We start from the raw sequence: 23770 nt of genomic DNA on the forward strand, positions 1-23770 counted from the left end.
TTGGCTGGGCGGTGGGCCTGGGTTGGGGTGGCTCTGGCTGGGCGGCGCTTTGGCTGGGCGGTGGGCCTGGGTTGGGGTGGCTCTGGCTGGGCGGCGCTTTGGCTGGGCGGTGGGCCTGGGTTGGGGTGGCTCTGGCTGGGCGGCGCACTGGCTGGGCCGGGCGCCTAGGTTGGGGCGGCTCTCGCTGGGCGGCGCTCTGGCTGGGCGGTGCGCCAGGCTCGGGCCGCGGTCAGGTTGGGGCCGCGGTCAGGTTGGGGCGGCGGTCAGGCTGAGGTGGCGCGTCCAGACTGAAACGGTGTCCGAGCCGGAACGTGCCGTTATGGCCGGGGCGGCGGTTGTCTGGGGCGGTGCTTTGGCTGACAGCGCCCGAATGGGAATGCTGGAGTGCTCCAACGGGTGAACAATCTCCCGTTCGCAGTCCTGGCACTTATGCCAATTTGATAACGGCGAGTCTGTTTCGCGTAGTTTTGTCGATATGGATCTAGTGTGAGGTGAATTCGGTCGATCGACGCCATCGTGGAGGTCGCGTGGGTGCCGCACAGCAGCGCCTTTGGACGCCGGGCGATCGGCGAGCTCGTCGGGCCAGGCGGGGCTCCTTAACTGCCATCGGTGGCGCCCTGCTTGTCGACGCCGTCCTCACTCTCGTGTTCGCCGATACGTTCGCCCGGCTGCCCACAGCATTCTGGGTGATGGCGGCATTGGCTCTCGCCGTCGACGCCCGGCCCTATGTCGTGGCGAACCGGCGGGCCGGATCGGTCATTCTGCCCTCGATCTGCTTTACGTTCGGGATCGTGCTGGCCTGGGGATTCGTGCCCGCCCTCGCCGTACAACTCGCGGCCATGTCAGTTGCCGGTATTCGGATGCGGCAGTCCGCCCGCCGGGCTTTCCATCTCGCGGTGCAGCACGGTTGCGCCCTCGCCGGGGCGGCTTTGGTGGCTGGGCTGTTCGGTTTGCGCCTGCATGCCGATCCCGACTGGGGCGACGCGCTGATCACCGTCGCCGCCGCCGTCGCCTGGATCGGCGCCCGGTACGGCCTCGACACCCTGGCTACCCGGCTGCTTCGCGGCGGACGCAAACGCCGCCGGGTGCAGCGTTGGGGGCTCGAGCTCTTCGCCACCGCGGCGCTGCTGCTGCTGGGGCCGATCGTGCTCGCCGCGGCGCAAGTCGGACTCGCCCTTGTGCCGTTGGTGCTGTTGGCTCTGCACGCTGTCCATCGGATGGTGCGCTCTGCCGGCGAATACGAACGAGCAGCCCGCGTCGATGTGCTCACCGGACTGCCCAATCGGCGGGCCTTGCAGGCCTCGGTCGCCGAACAGAACGGCCGCGAGGCGCAGCGCCCCGAGCATGGGATTGCCTTGCTGCTGCTCGACCTTGACCGCTTCCGTACGGTCAATGACGCCCTCGGGCACACCCACGGTGACCAGTTGTTGGTCCAGGTCGCCGAGCGCTTGGCTGGCGCCGTACCCGCGCATGATCTTGTCGTCCGGCTCGGGGGTGACGAATTCGCGGTGCTGGCAACCCGGGTCGACGGGCCGGCCGCGGCCCGGCGGATCGCGTCCCATCTGGTCGACGCGCTCGGTATGCCGTTCGCGTTGGACGGCTTGGTCATCGACGTCAGCGCCTCCATCGGCATTGCCGTGCAGTCTGAGCGCGGCGGTGACTGCGCCGTGCTGCTGCGCCAAGCCGAAGCCGCCATGTACGACGCGAAGCAACGTGGCGGGCAGATCGCGGTCTACGCCCGAGATGCCGAGCACCACACGCCCGATCTGACCCTGCTCGCCGACCTGCGGCACGCGTTGCAGCAAGAACCGGCCGAGGGTCTCACGCTCTATTACCAGCCGCAGATCGCCATCGCGACCGGAGAGGTCGTCGGTGTCGAGGCTCTGCTGCGTTGGCGGCACCCCGAACGTGGCGTCGTCGGCCCCGAGGAACTGCTGCGGGTCGTCGAGCAGACCCCGGTGATGCGGTTGTTGACCAGCCGGGTCCTGCGCGAGGTGATCGGACAGCTCGCGAGCTGGCAGGCTGCCGGCCGGCCGATCCGGGCTTCGGTCAACGTCAGCGTCCGTGACTTGCACGCCACCGATATCGCCGAAGAGATCAGAGACCTTCTGCTGCGCCATGAGGTGCCGGCCGACCTGCTGCAACTTGAGATCACCGAGAGCGCGCTGATGGCTGACCCGCACCGGGTTCTGGACACCATCACCCGGCTCGATCGGATGGGCGTGGCGATCTCGCTCGACGATTTCGGGACCGGCTTCTCCTCCCTGCAGCACCTGCGCAGGCTGCCGCTCTCCGAGGTGAAGATCGATCGGTCCTTCGTGCTCGGCATGGCTGCTGACCCCGGCGATGCGGCCATCGTCCGGTCGGTCATCGCGCTGGCCGGCTCGTTGGGCCTGCGGGTGGTCGCCGAGGGCGTCGAGGACGAGCGCACCTGGCGTGTGCTCGCCGCTGACGGTTGCCACGCAGCCCAGGGTTGGTTTCACGCGCGGCCGATGCCTGCGGAAGATTTTGCGGGTTGGCTGGCGCGGTATCGCCCACTGCGCCCAGGCCGGGAGCCTGATGCGTTGGCGACCACCTAGAAGAAGCATGGCGCCAGTCTGGCGGAGCGCCGGGCGGGGTCGCCGGTTATCCACAGATGGCAGTTATCCACAGACCGGGGAGCCGCCGGGCCGGCCGCCTGCCCGGGCAAATAGACTCGTCCGGTCAGCATCACCGACGGAAACCAGGGGGCACGATGGCCGCCATCTCCCGCGAAGAAGTCGCGCATCTCGCGCGGCTTTCGCGGCTCGCCGTGACCGAGGAGGAGCTGGACCAGTTCGCCGGTCAGCTCGACGTCATCCTCCAGTCCGTCGCCCGCATCGGTGACGTCGCGGCCGAGGACATCCCGCCCACGTCGCACTCGGTGCCGCTGACCAATGTCTACCGTGACGATGTCGTGCGGCCGAGTCTGACGCAGGAGGAGGCGCTCTCCGGCGCGCCCGACAGCGCCGAGGGCCGGTTCCGCGTGCCGCGCATCCTGAGCGAAGAGGAGTGAGCGCCGTGAGCGACGTCACCCGGATGACCGCGGCGCAGCTCGCGGGTCTCATCGCCGCCGGCGAAACCTCCGCCGTCGAGGTCACCACCGCGCACCTCGACCGGATCGCCGCGGTCGACGAGCGCGTCCACGCGTTCCTGCACGTCGACACAGACGGCGCGCTCGCCGCCGCTGCCGAGGTCGACGCCCGCCGCAGCTGCGGCGAACAGCTCGGTCCGCTGGCCGGTGTGCCGGTTGCGGTCAAGGACGTCATCGCCACCAAGGGCGTGCCGACCACCGCCGCCTCCAAGATCCTCGAAGGTTGGCGGCCGCCCTACGACGCGACCCTGGTCGAGCGCCTGCGCGCTGCGGGCACAGTCATGCTCGGCAAGACCAACATGGACGAGTTCGCGATGGGCTCGTCCACCGAATACTCGGCGTATGGCGCCACCAACAACCCGTGGGACCTCGGGCGCATCCCCGGTGGCTCCGGCGGCGGCAGCGCGGCGTCACTCGCCGCCTACGAGGCCCCGCTCGCCATCGGCACCGACACCGGCGGTTCGATCCGGCAGCCCGGCGCGGTCACCGGCACGGTCGGCGCCAAGCCGACGTATGGCGGCACCTCCCGTTACGGCCTCATCGCCTTCTCGTCCTCGCTGGACACCCCGGGGCCGTGTGCGCGGACGGTCGAGGACGCGGCATTGCTGCACGCGGTCATCGCCGGCCACGACGAGCGTGACTCGACGTCCATCCCGCAGCCCGTGCCGGACATCGTCGCAGCGGCCCGCCTCGGCGCGACCGGTGACCTGACCGGCGTCCGCCTCGGCGTGGTCAAGGAATTCGCCGGCGAGGGCGCCGAGCCCGGCGTCATCGCCGCGTTCCGCGAGTCCGTCGAGGCCCTCGTCAAGCTGGGTGCCGAGGTCGTCGAGGTCTCCTGCCCGCACTTCGAGTACGCCCTCCCGGCCTACTACCTCATCGCCCCCAGCGAAGCATCGTCCAACCTGGCCCGCTTCGACGGCGTGCGCTACGGCCTGCGCGCAGGCGACGACGGCAACCGCTCGCTCGAAGAAGTCATGTCGCTGACCCGCGACGAGGGCTTCGGCCCCGAGGTCAAGCGGCGCATCATCCTCGGCACCTATGCGCTGTCCAGCGGCTACTACGACGCGTACTACGGCCAGGCGCAGAAGGTCCGTACGCTCATCACACGGGACTTCACCTCGGCGTTTGAGCGGGTCGACGTGCTGATCTCGCCGACCACGCCGTTCGTGGCGTTCCCGTTCGGTTCGCGCACCGCCGACCCGTACCAGATGTACCTTTCCGACCTCTACACGATCCCGTCCAACCTGTATGGCGGCCCGGCGATCTCCGTGCCGTGCGGGCTGTCCGAAGGTCTGCCGGTCGGCTTCCAGATCATGGCGCCGACGATGGCAGACGATCGGATGTACCGGGTGGCCGCGGCGCTCGAGTCAGCAGTCGGCACCCTCACCCCGCCCGAGCTGTGACAATCCGGTGCCCCGGTCCGACCGGGGCACCGGCGCTTCATCAGAACACCGCTAACTAGGCTTGATTCCGTCAGGATGCCCCGCAGTCACCTGGAGTTTCCCGAATGAGTTCGACTGTGCATGTTTCATACGAGGACGCGACCGCCCGCTACGAGCCGGTGATCGGCCTGGAGACGCACGTCGAGCTGGGCACGAACACCAAGATGTTCTGCGGTTGCCCGACCGAGTTCGGCGCGGAGCCCAACACCCAGGTCTGCCCCGTCTGCCTGGCGCTGCCGGGTGCGCTGCCGGTCGCCAACCGGGCCGGCATCGAGGCCACCATCCGGATCGGCCTCGCCCTCAACTGCGACATCGCCACCTGGTGCCGGATGGCCCGGAAGAACTACTTCTACCCGGACATGCCGAAGAACTTCCAGACCTCGCAGTACGACGAGCCGCTGTGCGTGGACGGCTATGTCGACGTTGAGATCGACGGCGAGACCGTGCGCATCGAGATCGAGCGGGTCCACCTCGAGGAGGACACCGGCAAGACGCTGCACGTCGGCGGGGCCACCGGCCGCATCCACGGCGCCACCGAGTCGCTGGTCGATTACAACCGGGCCGGCATCCCGCTCGTCGAGATCGTCACGAAGCCGGTGACGGGGCTCGGCGCCAAGGCACCCGAGGTCGCCCGCGCGTACGTGACGGAGCTGCGCGACATCATCCGTTCGCTCAACGTCTCCGACGTGCGGATGGAGCAGGGCTCGATGCGGTGCGACGTCAACACCTCGCTCAACAAGCCGGGTGAGGAGTGGGGCACCCGTACCGAGGCGAAGAACGTCAACTCCTTGCGGTCGGTCGAGCGGGCCGTGCGCTCCGAGATCATTCGGCAGGCCGGCCTCCTCGACGAAGGCATCGCCATCCACCAGGAGACCCGGCACTTCCAGGAGGACACCGGCGACACCCGGCCCGGCCGCTCCAAGGAGACGGCGACGGACTACCGCTACTTCCCCGAGCCCGACCTGGTGCCGATCGCGCCGGACCCGGCCTGGGTCGCCGAGCTGAAGGCCGCCCTCCCGGAGCGGCCGAGTGCCAAGCGCGCCCGCCTCCGCGAGGACTGGGGCATCAGCGAGCTCGACATGCAGTCCGTGGCGAACGCCGGCGCGGTGGAGCTCATCGAGGAAACCATCGCCGCGGGTGCCAGCCCGGCCGGCGCCCGCAAGTGGTGGATGGGCGAGCTCGCCCGCCGCGCCAACGAGACCGGCGTGGAGCTGGCCGACGTCGGCGCCACCCCCGCCCAGGTGGCACAGCTGCAGGGCCTGGTCGATGACGGCAAGCTCAACGACAAGCTGGCGCGTACGGTCCTCGAGGGTGTCGTGGCCGGCGAAGGCGACCCGGCGCAGGTCATGGCGGCTCGGGGTCTCGAGGTTGTCTCGGACACTGGCGCTCTGCAGGCCGCGGTCGACGAAGCCATCGCCGCCAACCCCGACGTCGCCGCCAAGATCCGCGACGGCAAGGTAGCCGCGGCCGGTGCCCTGGTCGGCGCGGTCATGAAGACCACCCGCGGACAGGCCGACGCCAAAACTGTCCGGGACCTCATCCTCGCCCGCCTGAGCTGACCCGGCCGTCCTGGCGGTCGCTCGAGCTGTCGCGGTTGGCCCGGCGGCGTTCTGGACCGAGGCTGCCTGCTGGACCAGGCTGTCCCGGATGCGGCCTGGCTGTTTCGGATGCGGCCAGGCTGTTTCGGATGCGGCCAGGCAGTTTCGGATGCGGCCAGGCTGTCCCGGCGGCGACCGCCGCTGGTTCCGGCTGTACTGGCCGTTGCTGGAGTGGCCGGCCGGCTAGCCGTTCGGCGCCAGCTCGGAGATGGCGGCCCGGACCATGCGGCGTCCGTGCTCGGCCATTCGCGGGAAGGAGTGCCGGTAGTAGTCGATGCCGGTCAGCGAGGGGGCTAAGGCCCAGCCGCAGGCCCGCCGCCACGTGGCGGCGTCGCAGCCGAGAGCTTTCCGATAGGCCTGTCGGGCGGCGCCGGTGAAGGTCCACAATGCTGCTGCCACGTCCGGGGCCGGGTCGCCGACCCCGAGGGCGCCGAAGTCGATGACGGCGGTCAGCCGACCCTGCTCGGTGAGGAGATTGCCGGGCTGCAGGTCGCCGTGGATCCACACCGGCTCCCGGTCCCATTCTTCAGTGGCAAGGCACGCGTCCCAGGCTGCCTCGGCCGCTGTCACCGCAAACCCGTCGTCGTGTTCGGCGAGGCGGGACAGTGCCGACCGTACGCCCGCGTCTGCGTGTCGCAGAGCGGAACCTCGCGACCCCGGCGTCTTGACGGGGCCGTCGGACGGATCGATCGTTTGCAGGGCATGGACGAATGACGCGAGATCGCGGGCCAGGGCCTCGTTGGCGCAGCCCAGCCGCGGCGGAGTGCTTCCAGGCAACCACGGCACTACCGACCAGTGCCACGGATAACCTGCGCCGGGCTCGCCGACATGCAGCGGCACGGGGACTCGTGCGGGCAAGTGTGGGGCCAGCGCGGGCAGCCACTTCCGGTCTGTTTCTGCCTGGTCGACGGCCCACGCGACTTTCGGCATCCGGGCGAGGAGAGCGTCGCCGAGTCGGAAGAGCACGTGGTCGGTGCCGGCTACCTCATCGGGGAGGGGCAGCACGGGAAGGTCGGCCCAGTGCGGGCATTGCTCCTGCAGTAAGCGGCGTACCTGCTGCGGGGTGACCCGGACTTCGTGGGCATGCATGGGCATTCCGGCACGGTATTGCGGTGCGAAGGCGGGCGCTAAGCCATTTACTGCCGCCAGGTGTGACGTGCGCCGCAATCTAGGTAAGGCAAGCCTAACTATGATGGCTCCTCAGCACTTCGACCAAGGGGACCGTCATCATGGAACGCCCGCTGCGGGTTGCCGTCATCGGAACCGGCCCGGCCGGCATCTACGCCGCCGATCACCTGATCAAGGCCACGGAGGCGGTGACGGTCGACATCTTCGATCGACTGCCGACCCCGTACGGGTTGATTCGCTATGGCGTGGCTCCGGATCACCCGCGGATCAAAGAGGTGGTCAACGCCCTGTATCGAGTGCTGGACAACCCGCGGATCCGGTTCATCGGCAACGTCGAGTACGGGGTCGACATCAAGCAGGAGGAGCTGCGCCGCTTCTACGACGCCACGGTCATCGCCACCGGTGCGGAGAAGGACCGGCCGCTCGACATCGCGGGCATCGACCTGCCGGGCAGCTTCGGGGCCGCGGACTTCGCCTCCTGGTACAACGGGCACCCGGATGTGCCGCGGGACTGGCCGCTGGCCGCTCGCCAGGTCGCGGTGATCGGTGCGGGCAACGTGGCCGTCGACGTGGCGCGGATTCTGGCCAAGACCGCCGACGAGCTGCTCGAGACGGAAATCCCGGACAACGTCTACCAGCATCTGAAGGCCAGCCCGGTCACCGACGTGCACGTGTTCTCCCGGCGCGGACCGGCCCAGGTGAAGTTCACGCCGATGGAGCTCCGCGAGCTCGACGCGTCGCCGAACGTCGAAGTGATCGTGCACCCGGAGGGTTTCGAGTTCGACGAGGGCAGCCTTGCCGCGATGCGGGCGACCCGGCACGTGAAGATGTGCGTCGACATTCTGCAGAACTGGGCGGTGCGCGATCCGCGGGACCGGCCGCGCCGGCTGCACCTGCACTTTATGCAGGCGCCGGTTGCGGTGCTCGGTGCTGACTGTGTGTCCGGTCTGCGTACCGAGACCCAGGAACTGACCGGTGACGGCTGGGTCCGCGGCACCGGCGAGTTCACCGACTGGCCGGTCCAGGCCGTGTACCGGGCGGTCGGCTATCTGAGCCAGGCGCTTCCGGAGCTGCCGTTCGACCACGCGACCGGGACCATTCCGCACGCGGCCGGCCGCGTGCTGGACCTCGACGGCGAGCATCTTCCCGGCATGTACGTCACCGGCTGGATCAAGCGTGGCCCGGTCGGGTTGATCGGGCACACCAAGGGGGACGCCGGCGAGACCGTCGCCAGCATTCTCGAGGACGTGGATCGGTTGCCGACCGCGCCTGAGCAGAGCCCGGCTGCGATCCTGGCTCACCTGGCCGGTCGGGGCCTGCGGGTGACGACCTGGGCCGGCTGGCAGCGGCTGGACGAGCACGAGATCGCGCTTGGCGTGCCGCAGGGCCGCAAGCGGGTCAAGGTCGTGTCCCGGGCGGACATGACCGACATCTGCGCCGGCTGATGCCCTGTTGACGCAGCGTCAGCGGCTAGGGGTGCTGCTGGCGCTGGTGGAGGGTGCCGGCGTGGGCTCGGGCTCGATGCCGATGACCTTGCGCTGCATTTCGACGTTGGACTGGCCGGTGCCGCCGAGGTTGATGTCGTCGTACGCCTTCAGGGTCTGGTTCTCATCGAAGTAGAGGACCGACAGCTGCAGCGGGGTCGGATCTTCCTTTTCCAGGCCGCGCAGTCCGGCGCCGCCGGTGGAGCCTTCGATCAGGAGGCGGGTCTGGGTGGTGGGCGTCGGGGCGGCAGACGGTGCGGGAGACGCCGATGCTCCGTCGGTCGGGGCGGTGGGGGCCGGCAGGATGCGGACCTCCCGCCGGTGGGTGTGGCCGGCGAGGACGACGGGGACGACGCCGGACAGGGGTGGTGCCATGGCGGGGTCGTGGACGAGGGCCACGCCGATCGGGGTCTTGGACTGGCGGATGGTGGTGGCGAGGCGTTCGCCGGCCAGCAGGAGTCGGTTGGCAGCCGGGTTGGCGGGGTCGGCGGCCTCGGGGGTTTCGCTCTTGTCCGGAGTGAACTCCGGATCGCCGATGCCGGCCAGCGTCAGGCCGTTGATCGTGTAGGTCGCGTTGTCCAGCACGACGGCGTTCTTCTGCCGGGCCACCGCCGCCTGGATGGCCGCCGAGTCATGGTTCCCGCGGACGTAGATGTACGGCACGCCGATCTGGCTGATGCCGTTCACATAGGTGGTCTCGGCGCTGCTGCCCCAGTCGACGATGTCGCCGGTGTCCACCACCGCGTCGATGTCCCAGGATTTGACCACGGTCTTGATGACGTTCCAGGTGGTCGGGTTCAGGTGCAGGTCGGAGACGTGCAGGATCCGGGTGGTGTTGCCGGACGGCTCCACCGGCAGGCTGGACACCGTGGTGTAGATCCGGCTGACGTTGCCGACGAGCTGCGCGAGCTGGTCGGCGTACCGGCCGTAGTTGTCCGCGATTCGGCGTGCGTCACCCACGACCGCGGGCGCGTTGACCAGCAGGCCTTCGTAGCGTGGCTCGCCGATCGAGTCGGGACGGATGGTGCCCGCGGCAAGGCCCATGCTGCCGCCCGTCACGACCAGCGCCAGCACCCCCGCCGTCGCCACCCGGCGCAGGTTGCGGAAGATGATCGCGGCCAGGACCAGCGCGCAGACGATCGCCGCGCCGAGCGCGCGCAGGCTCAACTGGAGGACGCCGCGGGTCACGTCGTCGACCGCGGACTGACCGGCCAGGCCGATGGCGGTCGGGTCATCGATCAGTGCCTCGGTGCGTTGTTGGTCCAGTGCGCCGAGATTGACCTTCAGGTGCAGCGGGCCGTCGTGACTGTCGAGGTGCAGGGAGCCCAGGGGCGGGATGTCGACCTCGGTGCCGCCCTCGAGTGACGGGCTGATGGACATGTCGGCACGGAACGGGCCGACCGGGATCTCCGACTGGGCCAGCAGCATCGTGCCGAGTACGACGCCGGTGAGGCTGACCAGCAGCACGGCGGTCGCCACGCGTACGCGTTGCGCCCACTCGTGCCGCCAGACGCGTACGGCGGCGGCGGTCAGCTCGGAAAGTTTCTTCTTCATGGTCAACGGCTCACCTGCCCCCGTGTGCCGGTCGTCAAACGGTACTGCCCGTCAGCTGCGGCCCGCGCCGCCATCGGAGAAGACCAGCCGCAGGATGCGGTCGTCATCGGATTTTGCGTCGCCGCCGTCCTCGTGGTTCGAGGTGGCGACCCAGAGCGAACCGTCCGGCGCCGCGGACAATGCCCGCAGCCGACCGTACTCGTTGGTCAGCAGCGCGCGGGGTTGGCCGAACACGGTGCCGTTGCCGGTCACGTCGACCATCCACAGCCGCTTACCCTGCGGGCAGGCCGTCGCGACCATGCGTTCCAGCACGGCGACGCCCGCGCAGGACGACTCGGCGCTGGGCCAGCTGATCAGCGGATTGGTGAACTTGGCGTCGGTGCTGGTGCCGTCGGCGGCCGCCCAACCGTAGTTCTTGCCTTTCTGGATCACGTTGAGCTCGCCGGTCTTCGGCTGACCGGACTCGCTCGCGTACATCCGCTTGGTGGCGTCCCAAGCGATGCCCTGCACGTTGCGGTGACCGGACGACCAGACGGGGGAGTTCTTGACCGGGTTGCCCGGTGCTGGCTTGCCGTCTGAGGTGATGCGGAGAATCTTGCCGCCGAGGTTCTTCGGGTTCTGGGCCTGTGTGCCGCCGGAGTCGTCCCCGGTCGTCACGTAGAGCTGGCCGTCCGGGCCGAAAGCGAGCTGGCCGCCGTTGACGTCCCGTGCGTGCGGGATGCCGGTGAGGATCGGCTCCGGCTTGCCTTTCAGCTTCAGCTTCGCGACCCGGTTGTCCTTCGCCGTGGAGTAGTAGACGAAGACGGTCTGGTCTTTCGCGTAGTCGGGCGAGACCGCGAGGCCGAGCAGGCCGCCGTCGCCGCCAGCGGTGACCTCGGACAGCCGCTGCACTTCGGTCACCTTCAGGCCGGCGGGATCGGAATCCGGTCCGACCTGGAGGAGCCGGGCTGTGTCGCGCTCGGTGACCAGCGCCGAGCCGTCGGGCAGGAAGGCGATGTCCCACGGCACCTCCAGGCCCTTGGCGAGCACGGTGACGGCCACCTCACGTTCGCCACCGCCCTGCGGCGCGGACGAGACGGAAGGCGCCGGCAGGTTGGGTGGCGCCCCGGCCACGTCGGGATCCGGCGGGCCGAAGCTGCAGGCGGACGTGAGCGCCAGCACGGCACCGAGCACGGCACAGGCGCGGCTGCGGACGGTCACACGGTTTCCTCGGTCACCAAACCAGGGTAGCCGCGGGCGAACTCGCGTCTGCGGCCCCGACTAGTTTGATGACGTGAAGGTATGGGTCGCCCACGAAGCGGGCCGGGAGCTGCTCGGCGAGCTGCCCGCCGGCGTCGACGTCGAGGTGTGCACGGGTACGCAGGCATTCCCGTCGGATCCGGCGGGGGTGCGATTCTGGGTGCCGCCGTTCCTCGCGACCGCACACACCGTGGGCTGGTTGCCCGGGTTCACGAAACTGGAAGCGATCCAGCTGCTCACTGCCGGGGCCGACGTCTGGGTGGGACAGGTGCCACCGGGCGTGACGTTGTGTGACGCGCGGGGCGTGCACGACAAGCCGGTCGCCGAGTGGGTGCTCGGTGCCGCCATCGGGATGTTTCGCCGGTTTCCTGATTTCGTACGCGCGCAGGAGCGCGAGGACTGGGCGACGAAGAAATTCGCGCCTACCCCCGAACTCACCGGCAAGCGGGTGCTGATCGTGGGCGCCGGCTCGATCGGCAGGGCCATCGAGGAGCACCTGGCGCCGCTGGGCGTGACGGTGACGCGGGTCGCTCGCACCGCCCGGCTGGCTGAAAAGGTGCACGGGGTCGATGAACTGCCGCGCCTGCTGCCGTACGCGGAGGTGGTGATCTTGGTGGTGCCGTTGACCGAGCTGACCCGTGGCCTGGTGGATGCGGGGTTTCTGGCCGCGATGCCGGACGGCGCGTTGCTGGTGAACGCCGCGCGGGGTCCGGTGGTCGACACGGATGCCCTGGTCGCCGAGCTGGAGTCGGGGCGGTTGTCGGCAGCGATGGATGTCACCGATCCGGAGCCGCTGCCGCCTGGTCACCCACTGTGGCGGCTGCCGAACGCGTTCCTGACGCCGCACGCCGCCGGCACGGTGGATGGTCTGCTGCCGCGGGCTTACGGTCTGGTCGGTGACCAGCTCCGCCGCGTCGTGGCCGGTGAGCCGTTGATCAATCAGGTGTCGGAGGGCTACTGACCTCTTGGCCGCCGGCGGCGAGCACGCGGGCGAGATTTGCCGTGGTGACACCGGTGAGTGGGACCGCCCGTCCGTCCGTGAGCAGGGCCGAAATGCGGCCGCGCGGATCCGGGGCCAGCTCCCGCACCGCTGTCCAGGGCACGAAGATGGCGCCGAGCAACGCGCGCACGGTCAAACCGTCCTCGGCCACGTCGGTGCCCGCCCGCAGCGACCAGACCAGGACCGCGAACGGAATGAGCAGGATCGGCAGGAACCGCCAGTTCGCCGCCGGGAGTGCCATGGTGCCGAGCAACGCGATCAAGGCGGCGAAGAACAGAGCGCCGGGCTTGCGGACGCGCAGGAGGGGCTTACGACTCACGTTCGTCATCCTCGCACCCGCCCGATGGACGTTTTTTGTCGGACCCACGCCCCATACTTTTTCCATGACCGAACTGCTCGCCATCGGCACCCAAAAAGGCCTGTTCCTCGCCACGAGCAACGATGACCGGCAGAGCTGGCAGGTCAGCTCTGCGCACTTCGCCGGGCAAGCCGTCTACTCCGTCGCCTTCGACACCCGGGGCCCGGCCCCGCGCGTGCTGGCCGGGGTGGACAGCTCCCATTTCGGGCCGAGCGTGGCCGTCAGCGACGATCTGGGTGAGACCTGGCAGGAGCCGGACGCCGCGCCACTGGCCTTCCCCGCGGATGCCGGCGCGACGGTGGAGCGCGTGTGGCAGATCGTGCCCGCGGGCGCCGATCAGCCCGGTGTCGTCTATGCCGGCACCCAGCCGTCCGCGCTGTGGCGCTCTGCTGACGGCGGTCAGACCTATGCGCTGGTCCGCGGCCTGTGGGACCACCCGCACCGGCCCGATTGGGGTGCCGGATTCGGCGGCCAGGCGGTCCACACGATCCTGCCGCACCCCGCCGACCCGCAGCGGATTCTGGTGGCGATGTCCACCGGCGGCGTCTACCGGACCGGCGACGGCGGCGAGACCTGGGCGCCCGCCAACGACGGCATCAAGGCCTACTTCCTGCCCGACCCGTGGCCCGAGTTCGGGCAATGCGTGCACAAGGTGGCCCGGGACGGCGGCGACTCCGAGCGCTACTACGCACAGAATCACCACGGCGTCTACCGCTCGACCGATGGCGGCGAGACCTGGCAGTCCATCGCTGACACCCTCCCCGCCGATTTCGGCTTCGCGATGGTGGCGCACCCGAGCACTCCTGGCACCATCTGGAATTTTCCACTGACCAGCGACGGCGAACGGCACCCCGTGGACCTGATGTGCCGGGTCTTCCGCTCGACCGACGCCGGAGCCACCTGGCAGCCGATGGAGCGTGGCCTACCCCAGGACCGTTACTACCCGGTGGTGCTGCGCGACGCGATGTGTGCCGACAACGCCACCCCGGCCGGCGTCTACTTCGGCACCCGGGCGGGCGACGTCTTCGCCAGCCGCGACGAGGGCGAGAATTGGTCCACAGTGGCCGCGCACCTGCCGGACGTCCTCTGCGTGCGGGCGGTGCAGATCTGATGCCTACGCTGCTGGTGCCGGGTGTGCTGCGCACGGAAGCGGGCGGCGCATCCCACTTGGATGTCGACGCCGACGGCTCGCTGAAAGCGGTTCTCGACGAGGTGGCCCGGCGTTGGCCGCGGCTGGAACGCCGGATCCGCGACGAGAGCGGAGCCCTGCGCCGCTACGTCAACGTCTATGTGGACGGGGAAGACTGCCGTCGGTCCGGCGGCCAAGACACCCCGGTGCCGCCGGCGGCCGAGATTCAGATCCTGCCCTCGGTCGCGGGGGGATAACTTTCCCGGACAGGCGTAACCTGTCCGAGGGGCGATCGTTTCCCGGGTGGAAGCGGCGTCCCCTGCGCCGAATTCTGCTCCGCCCACCCCTTGACCTCCGCAGAGGATCTCGCAGTCGTGGCAGCGCCGCCCCCCGCACGCCCTGCCACCCGGGCCGGCACCCGGGTGTGGTTTCTGCTCGCCCCCGCCGCAGGCGCAATCGTGTTGCTCGCCGGCACGGGCGGGTTGCTGCCGCCACTGACTGCGCTCGCGGCCGGGGTCGGCATCGTCGCCCTGTTCGCCACCGCTGTGCTGTGGCACACCGCGCTGGCTATTCACCACCGCGAAGGTGTCTTCGCCGCCTGCCGCGGCGCCGGCTTCATCGGTGTGGCGTCCCTAGCCACGGCTGCCACCTGCGGTTTGCTGCGGTGGCAGCCGCCTGGCGTTGCGCTCTGGGTCGCCCTCGGCCTGGGCACCGCCGCGTGCTTCTCGGTCCTCGGCACGATGCTGCTCCCCGGGTCCGCGGCCTCGGTCGCGGTGCGACTGCGGCGGGCCTTCGACGGCCTCGGCCTCGGCGTGAGCCTGGGCTTCGCGGCCTACCTGATCACCCCGCTGCAACACACACCCTGGTCCACGTTGGTCAATACGCTGCTCGCCGCGGCCGGAGTTTCAGTGGTGACGGTGATCGTGCTCCGCGCCCGACTGCACCGCCCCGCCGCCCTGCGCTGCGGGTTCGGGGTCATCGGCGTCCTCGCCACCCTCTGCGTGCTCGTCAACGTCGTGCTCAGCGGCCGGGTCGACTGGCTGGTGCCGCTGCTCGGCCTGGTGATCGTGGCCGGGCTGGCCCTGGCCGCCGATGGCGGATCCCGGCACCACCTGCCGCCCCGACTCGACAATCGCGAGCCCGACCACTACCTCTCCAGCTACCCGTTGCTTGCCGTGCCCGCCGGGGTCGGCGTGGTCGCCGCCCTCATCCACCTCATCGTGGTCGGCACCTTCAACACCACGGCCATCGCGCTCGGTGTGTCGATGGTCGCCGTCCTCACCATGCGTGAGCTGCTGGTGGTCAGCGACATTCGGCGCTACACCGCCCGGCTGCGGGTCAAAGAAGCGCACTTCCGGTCACTGGTCGCCGGTGCCACCGACCTCACTCTGGTGCTCGACGAACGACTCACGATCCGCTGGCAGTCGCCCGCGGCCGCCCGGTTGTTCGGGCTCGCCGACGCGGAGGTGGTCGGCCGGACCTTCCTCGAGCTCATCCACCCCGACGACGCGCCCGGAGCGCAGGCCGGCATCGAGGCGTTGCTGGCCGGGGAACACGCGGACGGGCCGCCCGCCCTGCTCAACGCCCGGTTGCGTGACGGCCACGGCATCTGGCGTGACACCGAGTCCACCGTCGCCGACCAGCGCTCGGTGCCCGAGGTCGCCGCGCTGGTGGTGCACGTCCGCGACGTCGGCGAACGCCGCCACCTCGAACGCACCTTGCACCGACTGTCCTATACCGACCAGCTCACCGGCCTCGCCAACCGTCGCGCGCTGATGCGGGACCTCCTCGAGTTCCGGCGCCGCGCCGGCCAGCAAGGCACCCTGCTCGTCATCGACCTGCACGGCGTGGCGGAGATCAACGACAGCCGAGGCCGGGAGACCGGCGACGCGGTGCTCATCGAGGTCGGCCGCCGCGTCCGCAGCCTGCTCGGCGAGGACGACGTGGCAGCCCGGCTGGGCGGGGACGAGTTCGCCGTCCTCACTCCCGACGGGGCGGTCCTCGCGTACGCGCTGGCTACCCGGATCGTCACCGCGGTGCTGGAGCCGTACGAGTTGCCCGGCATGATCGTCGAACTGCACACCAGCGTCGGCCTCGCCGAACTCGCCGGCGGCAAAGACTCCGAGGAAGTGCTGCGGCACGCCGACCTGGCTCGCAGCCGCGCCCGTCAGCTCGGCAAGGACCGCGTCGAGTGGTATGACACCGACGTCGAGATCCAGCTGCACCGCCGCATGGACCTCGAACGCGAACTCCTCGGCGCCGAAGCCCGCGGCGAACTCGACCTCGTCTTCCAGCCGGTCGTCTCGCTGCGCGACAACCGGCCCGTCGGCGTCGAAGCCCTGCTGCGCTGGCGCCACCCCACGCTCGGCACGATCCTCCCCGCCGAACTGTTCCCCATCGCCCGCGCGGTCGGCTGCGCCGCCGAACTCGACGAATGGGTCCTCGACGAGGCCTGCCGCCGCCTCAACGGCTGGAGCGCCAGCGGCACCGACTTCTGGCTGTCCGTCAACGTCGCCCCGCGGGAGCTCCTCACCGCCCGGTTCCCCGAACGCGTCGCCACTATCCTCGACCGCCACGGCATCGCCCCCGACCGCCTCGTCGTCGAAGTCCAGGAAACCTGGATCGCCGAAGACGTCCCCGCGATCGTCGCCTCCCTCGCCGGCCTCCGCACCCTCGGCGTCCGCGCCGGCCTCGACGATTTCGGTGCCGGCCAAGCCTCCCTCGCCCACCTGCGCCGCCTCCCGGTCGACCTGCTCAAACTCGACCAAACCCTGGTCAACGAGCCCCGCGAGCCGGGCAGCGCCCCGGCCGTCCTCGACGTGGTCGTCAGTCTCGGCCGCCGCCTCGGCCTGGAAATCGTCGCCAAGGGCCTCGAAACCCGGGACCAGATCGCCCTCGCCCGCCGCGCCGGCTGCCACTACGGCCAAGGCTTCGCCCTCGGCCGCCCCGCCCCGGCCGAGCGCATGGAGGCCTACCTGGAAAGCCACCGCATGTCATAAGTACGGCCACAGCGCCCAAACAACCGCAGCACCGACCCCAAGCCACCACGGACGCAGCCCCCGCGCCCGGCCCGCCGAGCGGTCGACCGCCGGGCATACCCGCGACACCGGCCCAGGTTAAACAGTCCGTCACAGCGCGTCGAGGAAGTCCTCGACGGCGGTGCCGACTGTCGCCAGAACTTCGGCATAGCGGCGCAGAGCCCCCGGCACTCGGAGGCTGTGCGTCCCCTCGGGAATCGTCAGTGTCTGTTTGCCAGTGGCCCGAGCCGCCTCGAGGATCCACAACCGGTCCGCCGTTCCCCCGATCAGCAGCGCGGGCGCCGAGCTTGCCGCGATTGCCCGCACCACCGTGTCGTCGGTCAACACCGGGGTGAGCCAGACCGCCGGCAAGCCCCACTCGGCAACCAGCGTGGCGGCGTACGAGCCCAGCGACTTCGCGACAACGACGGGAGACCGTCGCGGGTCCGCCGCCCGCACGCGGCGCAGTGCGGCCGCCACGTGGGCGCGGACGAACGGTTCGGGCGTTCGGGCCGTAACCGGGACCAGCGTGTCGCTGTCCACTTCGGAGATTGAGGGGTCGAACTCTGCGGTCGGCCAGGGAATGTCACGATCCGGGGTGGAGAACCACCCCGCCTATGACGGCTCACAGTCCCGCGGCCACGCTCGCGCCGAGAACGATGAGGAACGAACCGGTGCACGCCTGGACGCGGCGGTGCACGGCTGGGCGGCTGGTGAAGGCCCGGCCGCGGTCGACGGCCCAGGTGAAGGCGACGTACCAGGCGGCGGTGACCAGTGCCCAGATTGCTCCAAGTGCCACATTGGACAGAAATACGGGACCGTCTGTCGTGACGAACTGGGGAAGCAGTGAGATTGCGAAGACGCCGGCCTTGGGGTTGCCCAGGTTGGTGGTCAGCCCCGCGAGCCAGGCGCGTGACCTGGCGGGTCCGAGGTCTGCCGGAGGCGTTTCGGGCTTACGGAGGGCCAGCAGCGTGGTGATGCCGAGGACGGCGAGGATCGCACCGCCCGCGATCCGGAGCAGCGCGTACATCGCGGGGTTGGCGAGCAGGACGGCGGACAGGCCAGCGGCGGCGGCGACGGACCAGATCACCAGGCCGGTCGCGGTGCCCATGATGCTCGCGAAAGCGGCTCGCCGCCCGTGGGTCAGGGTCTGCCGCAGCATGAGTGCCTGGCCGGGGCCGGGCAGCATCGCGAGGAGGAGCGTGGTCAGGACGAACGCGGGGATGTGAACGGGCATGTGCTCAGGGTGGCGGGCGTTCAGCGTTAAGAGAATGCCGGCATAGTTGGCCCAGCATTAAGTATTTTTACTGGGTGGATCCCGGACAGCTCAGGTTGCTGGCGCTGATCGGCCGGCACGGCTCGATGGCGGCGACCGCCGAGGCGCTCGGGCTCACCCCGGCCGCCGTCACCCAGCAGGTCGCCCGCGCTGAGCGCGAGCTCGGCACGCGGCTGGTGCATCGCGGACCGCGCGGTGCGTCGCTGACCGCGGCCGGTGAACTGCTTTCCGGGTACGGCCACAGCATCGACGCAGCGACGGCGGAGGCGGCGGACCGGCTCGACGCCCTCCGCGGCCGTCTGAGCGTTCGGTTGCGCATCGGCGCGTTCCAGGCGGCGGCCCTGCGGCTGCTGCCTCCGGCGCTGACCACGTTGCGCCACCGCTTCCCGGATGCTGATCTGTCCGTCACCGACATTCGCTCCGATCAGGGCGTCGACGAGGTCGCGGCGGGGCGCTTGGACATGGCGGTGCTCGCAGCCTGGGACGAGCCGCTCGCCGGCACCGAGCGGGTGGCCGTGCACCGCCTGATGCGCGACCCGATGGTGCTGGTCCTGCCCGACGACCACGCGCTGGCCGCCGCGGTGCCGGCCGGTGCGGCGCTCGGGCTGGATCGGCTCGGCGCGGAGTCCTGGGTCACCATCCGTGCCGGGCATGCCGCCCGCGCCCAGTTCGACCGGGCGGCCGCCGCCGCGGGCTTCGCGCCCCGAGTTCGGTTCGAGACGGAGTCGTACGACGTGGCGCAGGCTCTGGTCGGCACCGGTTTCGGTGTCGCCCTGGTGTCCCGGCTGGCCTTGATCGCCGCCCCAGGCACCACCCACCGCGAGGTCACCTCGCCGGGCCTGCACCGCGACGTGTTCGCGGTCACCGCCGCGGACTCTGGCGCCACCCCACTGGTGGGTGTCTTCCTCGGGCTGCTGCACGACGTCGCCGCCGATATCACGGCGGGCTGGCCGGAGCGCTGAGCCGGCAGCTGCGCGACCGGCCCTGCCGTGCAGCAAGGTCTGCGTGGGTCAGGGCCGGTCGGTGCTGCTTGTGTCTGCGGGTGTGCCCGTAATTATCAAGGAACCCGGCGGTATGCCCCGTCGCTTGCGCTGGTCGCCATCGAGGCGTAGGCCCGCAGGGCCGCCGAGACCGGGCGCTGTCGGTCGACCGGCGTGTACGGCTTGGGGCGCAGCTCTTCCTCGTGCCGCCGCTGTGCCAGTTCTTCGTCGGGCACCTGCAGGGTGATCGAGCGGCCCGGGATGTCGATGGTGATCTCGTCACCGGTCTGGACCAGGGAGATCAGCCCGCCGGATGCCGCCTCGGGGGAGACGTGCCCGATGGACAGGCCGGAGGTGCCGCCGGAGAAGCGGCCGTCGGTGATCAGCGCGCAGGCTTTGCCGAGGCCGCGGCCCTTGAGGAAGGATGTGGGGTAGAGCATTTCCTGCATGCCGGGTCCGCCGCGCGGGCCCTCGTAGCGGATGATCACGACGTCGCCCTCGACGACCTGCTTGCCGAGGATGCCCTCGACCGCCGCGTCCTGGCTTTCGTAGACCCGCGCCGGCCCGGTGAATTTCCACAGTTCTTCGGCCACGCCGGCGGTCTTCACCACGCAGCCGTCCGGCGCGAGGTTGCCGAACAGGATCGCGAGGCCGCCGTCCGCGGTGTAGGCGTGCTCCACCGAGCGAATGCATCCCGCGGCTGCGTCGGTGTCGAGGGTCGACCAGCGGTTGGTCGTGGAGAACGGCTGGGTGGTACGCACGCCGCCGGGTGCCGCGTGGAACAGCTCCATCGCCGCTGGACTGGGTGATTTGCCACGAATGTCCCAGTTGTCCAGCCAGGACGTCAGGTCCGGGGAATGCACCGAGCGGACTCCGGTGCGCAGTGCCCCGCCGCGGTGCAGCTCACCCAGCAGAGCCGGAATGCCACCCGCCCGGTGCACGTCCTCCATGTGGTACTTCGGGCTGTTCGGAGCGACCTTCGCCAGACACGGCACCCGGCGCGAGACCGCGTCGATGTCCGCCACGCTGAAGTCCAACTCAGCCTCGCGCGCCGCGGCCAGCAGGTGCAGCACCGTGTTCGTGGAGCCGCCCATCGCCACGTCCAGCGCGACCGCGTTCTCGAAGGCGTCCCGCGAAGCGATCGACCGCGGCAGCACCGACTCGTCGTCGTTCTCGTAGTACTCCTTGGCGATCTCCACGATCAGCGACCCGGCCCGCTCGAACAGCGCCTTGCGCGCGGCGTGCGTAGCCAGCGTCGAGCCGTTGCCCGGCAGGGCCAGGCCGATGGCCTCGGTCAGACAGTTCATCGAGTTGGCGGTGAACATGCCGGAGCACGAGCCGCAAGTCGGGCAGGCCGACCGCTCGATGGTGTCGAGCTGCGCGTCGGTCACGTTCTCGTTGGCGCTGGCGCTCATCGCATCCACCAGGTCCAGCTTCTCGTGCACCACGCCTTCGATGGCAACCGTCTTGCCGGCCTCCATCGGCCCGCCGGAGACGAACACCGTCGGGATGTTCAGCCGCAGCGCGGCGATCAGCATGCCCGGGGTGATCTTGTCGCAGTTCGAGATGCAGACCAGGGCGTCCGCGCAGTGCGCGTTGACCATGTACTCCACGGCGTCGGCGATCAGCTCGCGGCTGGGCAGCGAATAGAGCATACCGCCGTGGCCCATGGCGATGCCGTCGTCGACCGCGATCGTGTTGAACTCGCGACCCACCCCACCCGCCGCTGCGATCGAGTCGGCAACCAGACCGCCCATGTCCTTCAGATGGACGTGCCCGGGCACGAACTGGGTGAAGCTGTTGGCGATCGCCACGATGGGCTTGCCGAAGTCGTCGTCGGTCATGCCGGTGGCGCGCCACAGGGCACGCGCGCCGGCCATGGTCCGACCATGGGTCGAGGTCCGGGAGCGCAGCTCAGGCATCCCCCCATACTGCCACCGCGAGTAAGGACCGGGGGTGTGGCGGCACCGCGCATGTCCATCCCTCGGGATAGAGAAATCGATGCGCGTACGGCAAAGTGGTCGGGGTGCACTCACCGTCCGGCGTGGAGCTGGCCGGGCTGGCGAGCCTCCTGGCCGCTGTCCCGGCTGTCGCGCTGTTGGGCAATTCCGGCCGGCGACACACCGGCGCCGCCCGACGCGCCCACCTGCTGCTCGCCGCGGGAGCCGCCGTTGCCACCGGGGCCGCGCTGGCTGGGCTGGTCAGCGCCCTGTTCATGGCGCACGACGAGATGCGCCAGCACGTGCAGACCCTCGGCCAGGCCGTCGCGGTGGCGATGGCGCTGGGCACCCTGACCCTGCTCGCCGGCACGCTGATGCTGCCCGGCGCCGCGGAGAACCGCCGCGCCGCGTTGCGGCACCTGCTGGACGGCCTGGTCATCGCGGCGGCGATCTGGTTCGTCGGCTGGACGTTGGTTTCCGACCCGACCCGCATCCTCGGTGACCTGACCCCGGTGCGGTGCCTGTCGGTGCTGCTCGGCGCGGGGGTCGCCACCATCGGCGCCGGGCTCACCACGATCCTGGCCGTGCACGCCCACCGACCGCGGCACATCACCGTCCGGGTGTCGGCGGGCGTCACCCTGGTCGCGCTCTCCGCCACCCTCGTGCCGGGCGGCATCTGCCAGGGCGGGCCGATCGTGGTCCTGCTCGGCGCGCTGATGCTGCCGGCCGGGCTGGTCGTGGTCGCCCGAGCGGTCAAGGTCGCCGACCGGCCCGTCACCGTGGCGGGCGACATCACCCAACGCGGCACCGGCTATGCGTTCTGGCCGATGGCCGCGATGGTGCTCGCCGGCACCGCGCACATCCTGGCCGGCGGAGAGTTCACCGGCTTCGGTTTCCTCGGCGCCTGCATCGAGGGTTTCGCCCTCGTCAGCCGGCAATACGTGGCCCTCGGGGACGTCCGCAGCTACACCCTGCAGCTGCGGCAGCGGGAGGCGCACTTCCGCGAGCTGGCCCACACCGACCCGCTGACCGGGCTCGCCAACCGTCGCGGCCTGCTCCGGGCACTGCGCGAAACACCTGTTCCGGGCCACCCGCGCACGCTGGTCGGGCTGGACCTGGACGGCTTCAAGAATGTCAACGACATGCGCGGGCACGACATCGGCGACGCCGTCCTCACCGAGGTGGCCGAGCGGCTGCGCACCGTGCTCGGCGCCGGCGACGTCGCGGCCCGGCTGGGCGGCGACGAATTCGCGGCACTCATGCAGGCCACCCCGGACGAGGCGATGGCGGTGGGGGAGCGCCTGCTGGCCGTGCTCTGCGAGCCGTACGAGACGGAGGACGGGTCGATCTTCCTCTCGGCGAGCGTGGGCGTCGCCGGATCCCTGACGCCCGGCGACACCGGCGAGCTCATGCGCGACGCCGACCTCGCCCTGCGCTATGCCAAGCAGCGCGGCAAGAACCGGGTCGAGCGCTACCAGAAGCGCTACGACGAACTGCTGCGCCGGCACAGCGTGCTGGAGAACGAGTTGCGCCACGCCATCGACCGCGGTCAGCTGCGGCTCGTCTTCCAGCCGGTCGTCGCCCTTCCATCCGTACGCCCGGTCGGCGCGGAGGCCCTGCTGCGCTGGCACCACCCCGAGCTCGGTTCGGTGCGCCCCGACGAGTTCATTCCGGTCGCCGAGGAGTCCGGCCTGATTGGTTCGCTGGGTGCCTGGGTGCTGGACCAGGCGTGCGCCCAACTCGCCCAGTGGCTGGCCGCGAAGCACGACGTGTGGGTCTCGGTGAACCTGTCGCCCAAGGAGCTGCACGCCGCCGACTACGCCGGTCAGGTGGCAGCGGTCCTCGACAAATACGGCGTGCCGCCGCAGCGCCTCGTGCTGGAGGTGACCGAGCACGCGGTTGCCACCGACATGGACGAGCTGATCCGCCGCCTGGTCGAGCTGCGGTCCACCGGTGTGCGCATCGCGTTGGACGATTTCGGCGCCGGCTATTCCTCGCTCGGACAACTGCGGAACCTGCCCGTCGACATCCTGAAGATCGACCACGCGCTCGTCGCCGAGCCGGAGTCCCGAACCGGCATGGCCGCGCCGCTGGTCGACGTGGTGGTGCGATTGGGCCACCGGCTCGGCCTCGAAGTGCTCGCCGAAGGCATCGGCACACCCGCGCAGCGCGAGGTGGTCGAGGAGGCCGGCTGTCGGCTCGGCCAGGGGTCGCTGTTCGGCTGGGGCGTGCCCGCGGAACACCTCGAAGCCCAGCTTCGGGCGGGTCGGGCCACCGCGCAGCGGCCGGTGCCGGCGCCGCGTAGCCGCAAGACCGGGGGAGCCCCGAGCGCCCCGGCGCGCAGCCAGATCGTCATGCTGGGCCCCGGAATGCGGCAGGTGCGGGCGGTGCTGCCGACCGACCCGGCCTTTTCGAGTGACCAAGATATGAGATCAGTTGACGCACCTCGTGAGATGGGGCAGTCTTAGCCGCATGTGTTCGTCGCTTTCCGTAGTACTTAGTTGAGCGCGCTG

Annotated in this window: 18 protein-coding genes; 11 read left to right on the forward strand and 7 right to left on the reverse strand. The window is 70.3% G+C overall.

The window, feature by feature from the left end; all coding sequences use genetic code 11:
• The first annotated feature begins 527 nt into the window (after positions 1 to 527).
• The 4 genes from ACIA1L_RS00200 (at position 528) to gatB (ending at position 6113) form a co-directional block, all read left to right on the forward strand.
• Positions 528 to 2579: a putative bifunctional diguanylate cyclase/phosphodiesterase gene (locus ACIA1L_RS00200; protein WP_396070004.1), complete on the forward strand. Its 2052-nt coding sequence runs from the start codon at positions 528 to 530 to the stop codon at positions 2577 to 2579.
• A 155-nt stretch (positions 2580 to 2734) separates the two neighbouring features.
• Positions 2735 to 3034, forward strand: a complete 300-nt coding sequence (gene gatC / locus ACIA1L_RS00205) for an Asp-tRNA(Asn)/Glu-tRNA(Gln) amidotransferase subunit GatC (protein WP_396070006.1) — start codon at positions 2735 to 2737, stop codon at positions 3032 to 3034.
• A 23-nt stretch (positions 3035 to 3057) separates the two neighbouring features.
• Positions 3058 to 4515 (forward strand): Asp-tRNA(Asn)/Glu-tRNA(Gln) amidotransferase subunit GatA, encoded by a 1458-nt coding sequence (gene gatA, locus ACIA1L_RS00210; protein ID WP_396070960.1) that lies wholly within the window; start codon positions 3058 to 3060, stop codon positions 4513 to 4515.
• Between the two features lie 116 nt (positions 4516 to 4631).
• Positions 4632 to 6113: an Asp-tRNA(Asn)/Glu-tRNA(Gln) amidotransferase subunit GatB gene (gatB, locus tag ACIA1L_RS00215; protein ID WP_396070008.1), complete on the forward strand. Its 1482-nt coding sequence runs from the start codon at positions 4632 to 4634 to the stop codon at positions 6111 to 6113.
• 222 nt (positions 6114 to 6335) lie between these two features.
• Here gatB and ACIA1L_RS00220 read toward each other — a convergent pair whose 3' ends face one another.
• Entirely contained in the window at positions 6336 to 7247 is a 912-nt protein-coding gene (locus tag ACIA1L_RS00220; RefSeq protein ID WP_396070009.1) for an aminoglycoside phosphotransferase family protein, read from the reverse strand.
• A gap of 134 nt (positions 7248 to 7381) precedes the next feature.
• Between ACIA1L_RS00220 and ACIA1L_RS00225 the strand changes: the two genes are divergently transcribed.
• A complete protein-coding gene (locus ACIA1L_RS00225; protein ID WP_396070010.1) occupies positions 7382 to 8725 on the forward strand; it encodes an FAD-dependent oxidoreductase in 1344 nt (447 codons plus the stop codon).
• 18 nt (positions 8726 to 8743) lie between these two features.
• Here ACIA1L_RS00225 and ACIA1L_RS00230 read toward each other — a convergent pair whose 3' ends face one another.
• Both ACIA1L_RS00230 and ACIA1L_RS00235 read right to left on the reverse strand, forming a co-directional pair.
• A complete protein-coding gene (locus ACIA1L_RS00230) occupies positions 8744 to 10318 on the reverse strand; it encodes a metallophosphoesterase (protein WP_396070013.1) in 1575 nt (524 codons plus the stop codon).
• A 51-nt stretch (positions 10319 to 10369) separates the two neighbouring features.
• Entirely contained in the window at positions 10370 to 11518 is a 1149-nt protein-coding gene (locus ACIA1L_RS00235; RefSeq protein ID WP_396070014.1) for a PQQ-dependent sugar dehydrogenase, read from the reverse strand.
• A gap of 73 nt (positions 11519 to 11591) precedes the next feature.
• Between ACIA1L_RS00235 and ACIA1L_RS00240 the strand changes: the two genes are divergently transcribed.
• Positions 11592 to 12518 carry a 2-hydroxyacid dehydrogenase gene (locus ACIA1L_RS00240; protein ID WP_396070015.1) on the forward strand — a complete coding sequence of 309 codons (927 nt, stop codon included), beginning with the start codon at positions 11592 to 11594 and terminating at the stop codon, positions 12516 to 12518.
• On the opposite strand, the gene ACIA1L_RS00245 is transcribed toward ACIA1L_RS00240, so the two are convergent.
• The gene (locus tag ACIA1L_RS00245) at positions 12493 to 12885 is read right to left on the reverse strand and encodes a PH domain-containing protein (RefSeq protein ID WP_396070018.1); all 393 of its coding nucleotides are present in this window, start codon (positions 12883 to 12885) and stop codon (positions 12493 to 12495) included. The genes ACIA1L_RS00240 and ACIA1L_RS00245 overlap by 26 nt on opposite strands.
• Before the next feature lie 55 nt (positions 12886 to 12940).
• Here ACIA1L_RS00245 and ACIA1L_RS00250 point away from each other — a divergent pair, with 55 nt between their 5' ends.
• From ACIA1L_RS00250 to ACIA1L_RS00260, 3 genes are all read left to right on the forward strand, one after another.
• A complete protein-coding gene (locus tag ACIA1L_RS00250) occupies positions 12941 to 14026 on the forward strand; it encodes a WD40/YVTN/BNR-like repeat-containing protein (RefSeq protein WP_396070020.1) in 1086 nt (361 codons plus the stop codon).
• Positions 14026 to 14301, forward strand: a complete 276-nt coding sequence (locus tag ACIA1L_RS00255) for a MoaD/ThiS family protein (RefSeq protein ID WP_396070022.1) — start codon at positions 14026 to 14028, stop codon at positions 14299 to 14301. Before ACIA1L_RS00250 ends, ACIA1L_RS00255 begins: the two co-directional genes overlap by 1 nt.
• 117 nt (positions 14302 to 14418) lie before the next feature.
• Positions 14419 to 17043: an EAL domain-containing protein gene (locus tag ACIA1L_RS00260; RefSeq protein WP_396070023.1), complete on the forward strand. Its 2625-nt coding sequence runs from the start codon at positions 14419 to 14421 to the stop codon at positions 17041 to 17043.
• A gap of 129 nt (positions 17044 to 17172) precedes the next feature.
• On the opposite strand, the gene ACIA1L_RS00265 is transcribed toward ACIA1L_RS00260, so the two are convergent.
• Together ACIA1L_RS00265 and ACIA1L_RS00270 are read right to left on the reverse strand one after the other, a co-directional pair.
• On the reverse strand, positions 17173 to 17604 hold the full coding sequence (locus ACIA1L_RS00265; RefSeq protein ID WP_396070025.1) for an alpha/beta hydrolase: 432 nt from the start codon (positions 17602 to 17604) through the stop codon (positions 17173 to 17175).
• An 82-nt stretch (positions 17605 to 17686) separates the two neighbouring features.
• On the reverse strand, positions 17687 to 18298 hold the full coding sequence (locus ACIA1L_RS00270; protein WP_396070028.1) for a LysE family translocator: 612 nt from the start codon (positions 18296 to 18298) through the stop codon (positions 17687 to 17689).
• Positions 18299 to 18372: 74 nt separating this feature from the next.
• Here ACIA1L_RS00270 and ACIA1L_RS00275 point away from each other — a divergent pair, with 74 nt between their 5' ends.
• Positions 18373 to 19299, forward strand: a complete 927-nt coding sequence (locus tag ACIA1L_RS00275) for a LysR family transcriptional regulator (RefSeq protein ID WP_396070030.1) — start codon at positions 18373 to 18375, stop codon at positions 19297 to 19299.
• Positions 19300 to 19394: 95 nt separating this feature from the next.
• Here ACIA1L_RS00275 and ilvD read toward each other — a convergent pair whose 3' ends face one another.
• Complete coding sequence (gene ilvD / locus ACIA1L_RS00280) at positions 19395 to 21239, reverse strand: dihydroxy-acid dehydratase (RefSeq protein WP_396070031.1); 1845 nt, start codon at positions 21237 to 21239, stop codon at positions 19395 to 19397.
• Positions 21240 to 21343: 104 nt separating this feature from the next.
• Between ilvD and ACIA1L_RS00285 the strand changes: the two genes are divergently transcribed.
• Positions 21344 to 23725 (forward strand): putative bifunctional diguanylate cyclase/phosphodiesterase, encoded by a 2382-nt coding sequence (locus ACIA1L_RS00285; protein WP_396070032.1) that lies wholly within the window; start codon positions 21344 to 21346, stop codon positions 23723 to 23725.
• Positions 23726 to 23770: the final 45 nt, after the last annotated feature.

Source organism: Actinoplanes sp. NPDC051859 (genome assembly GCF_044452725.1).
In the GTDB taxonomy this organism is placed as follows: domain Bacteria; phylum Actinomycetota; class Actinomycetes; order Mycobacteriales; family Micromonosporaceae; genus Actinoplanes.

Coding starts and splice junctions, on each gene's coding strand:
- gatC (WP_396070006.1), top strand. CDS start 2,735: ATGGCCGCCATCTCCCGCGAAGAAGTCGCGCATCTCGCGCGGCTTTCG.
- gatA (WP_396070960.1), top strand. CDS start 3,058: ATGACCGCGGCGCAGCTCGCGGGTCTCATCGCCGCCGGCGAAACCTCC.
- ACIA1L_RS00220 (WP_396070009.1), bottom strand. CDS start 7,247: ATGCCCATGCATGCCCACGAAGTCCGGGTCACCCCGCAGCAGGTACGC.
- ACIA1L_RS00225 (WP_396070010.1), top strand. CDS start 7,382: ATGGAACGCCCGCTGCGGGTTGCCGTCATCGGAACCGGCCCGGCCGGC.
- ACIA1L_RS00230 (WP_396070013.1), bottom strand. CDS start 10,318: ATGAAGAAGAAACTTTCCGAGCTGACCGCCGCCGCCGTACGCGTCTGG.
- ACIA1L_RS00245 (WP_396070018.1), bottom strand. CDS start 12,885: ATGACGAACGTGAGTCGTAAGCCCCTCCTGCGCGTCCGCAAGCCCGGC.
- ACIA1L_RS00250 (WP_396070020.1), top strand. CDS start 12,941: ATGACCGAACTGCTCGCCATCGGCACCCAAAAAGGCCTGTTCCTCGCC.
- ACIA1L_RS00255 (WP_396070022.1), top strand. CDS start 14,026: ATGCCTACGCTGCTGGTGCCGGGTGTGCTGCGCACGGAAGCGGGCGGC.
- ACIA1L_RS00270 (WP_396070028.1), bottom strand. CDS start 18,298: ATGCCCGTTCACATCCCCGCGTTCGTCCTGACCACGCTCCTCCTCGCG.
- ilvD (WP_396070031.1), bottom strand. CDS start 21,239: ATGCCTGAGCTGCGCTCCCGGACCTCGACCCATGGTCGGACCATGGCC.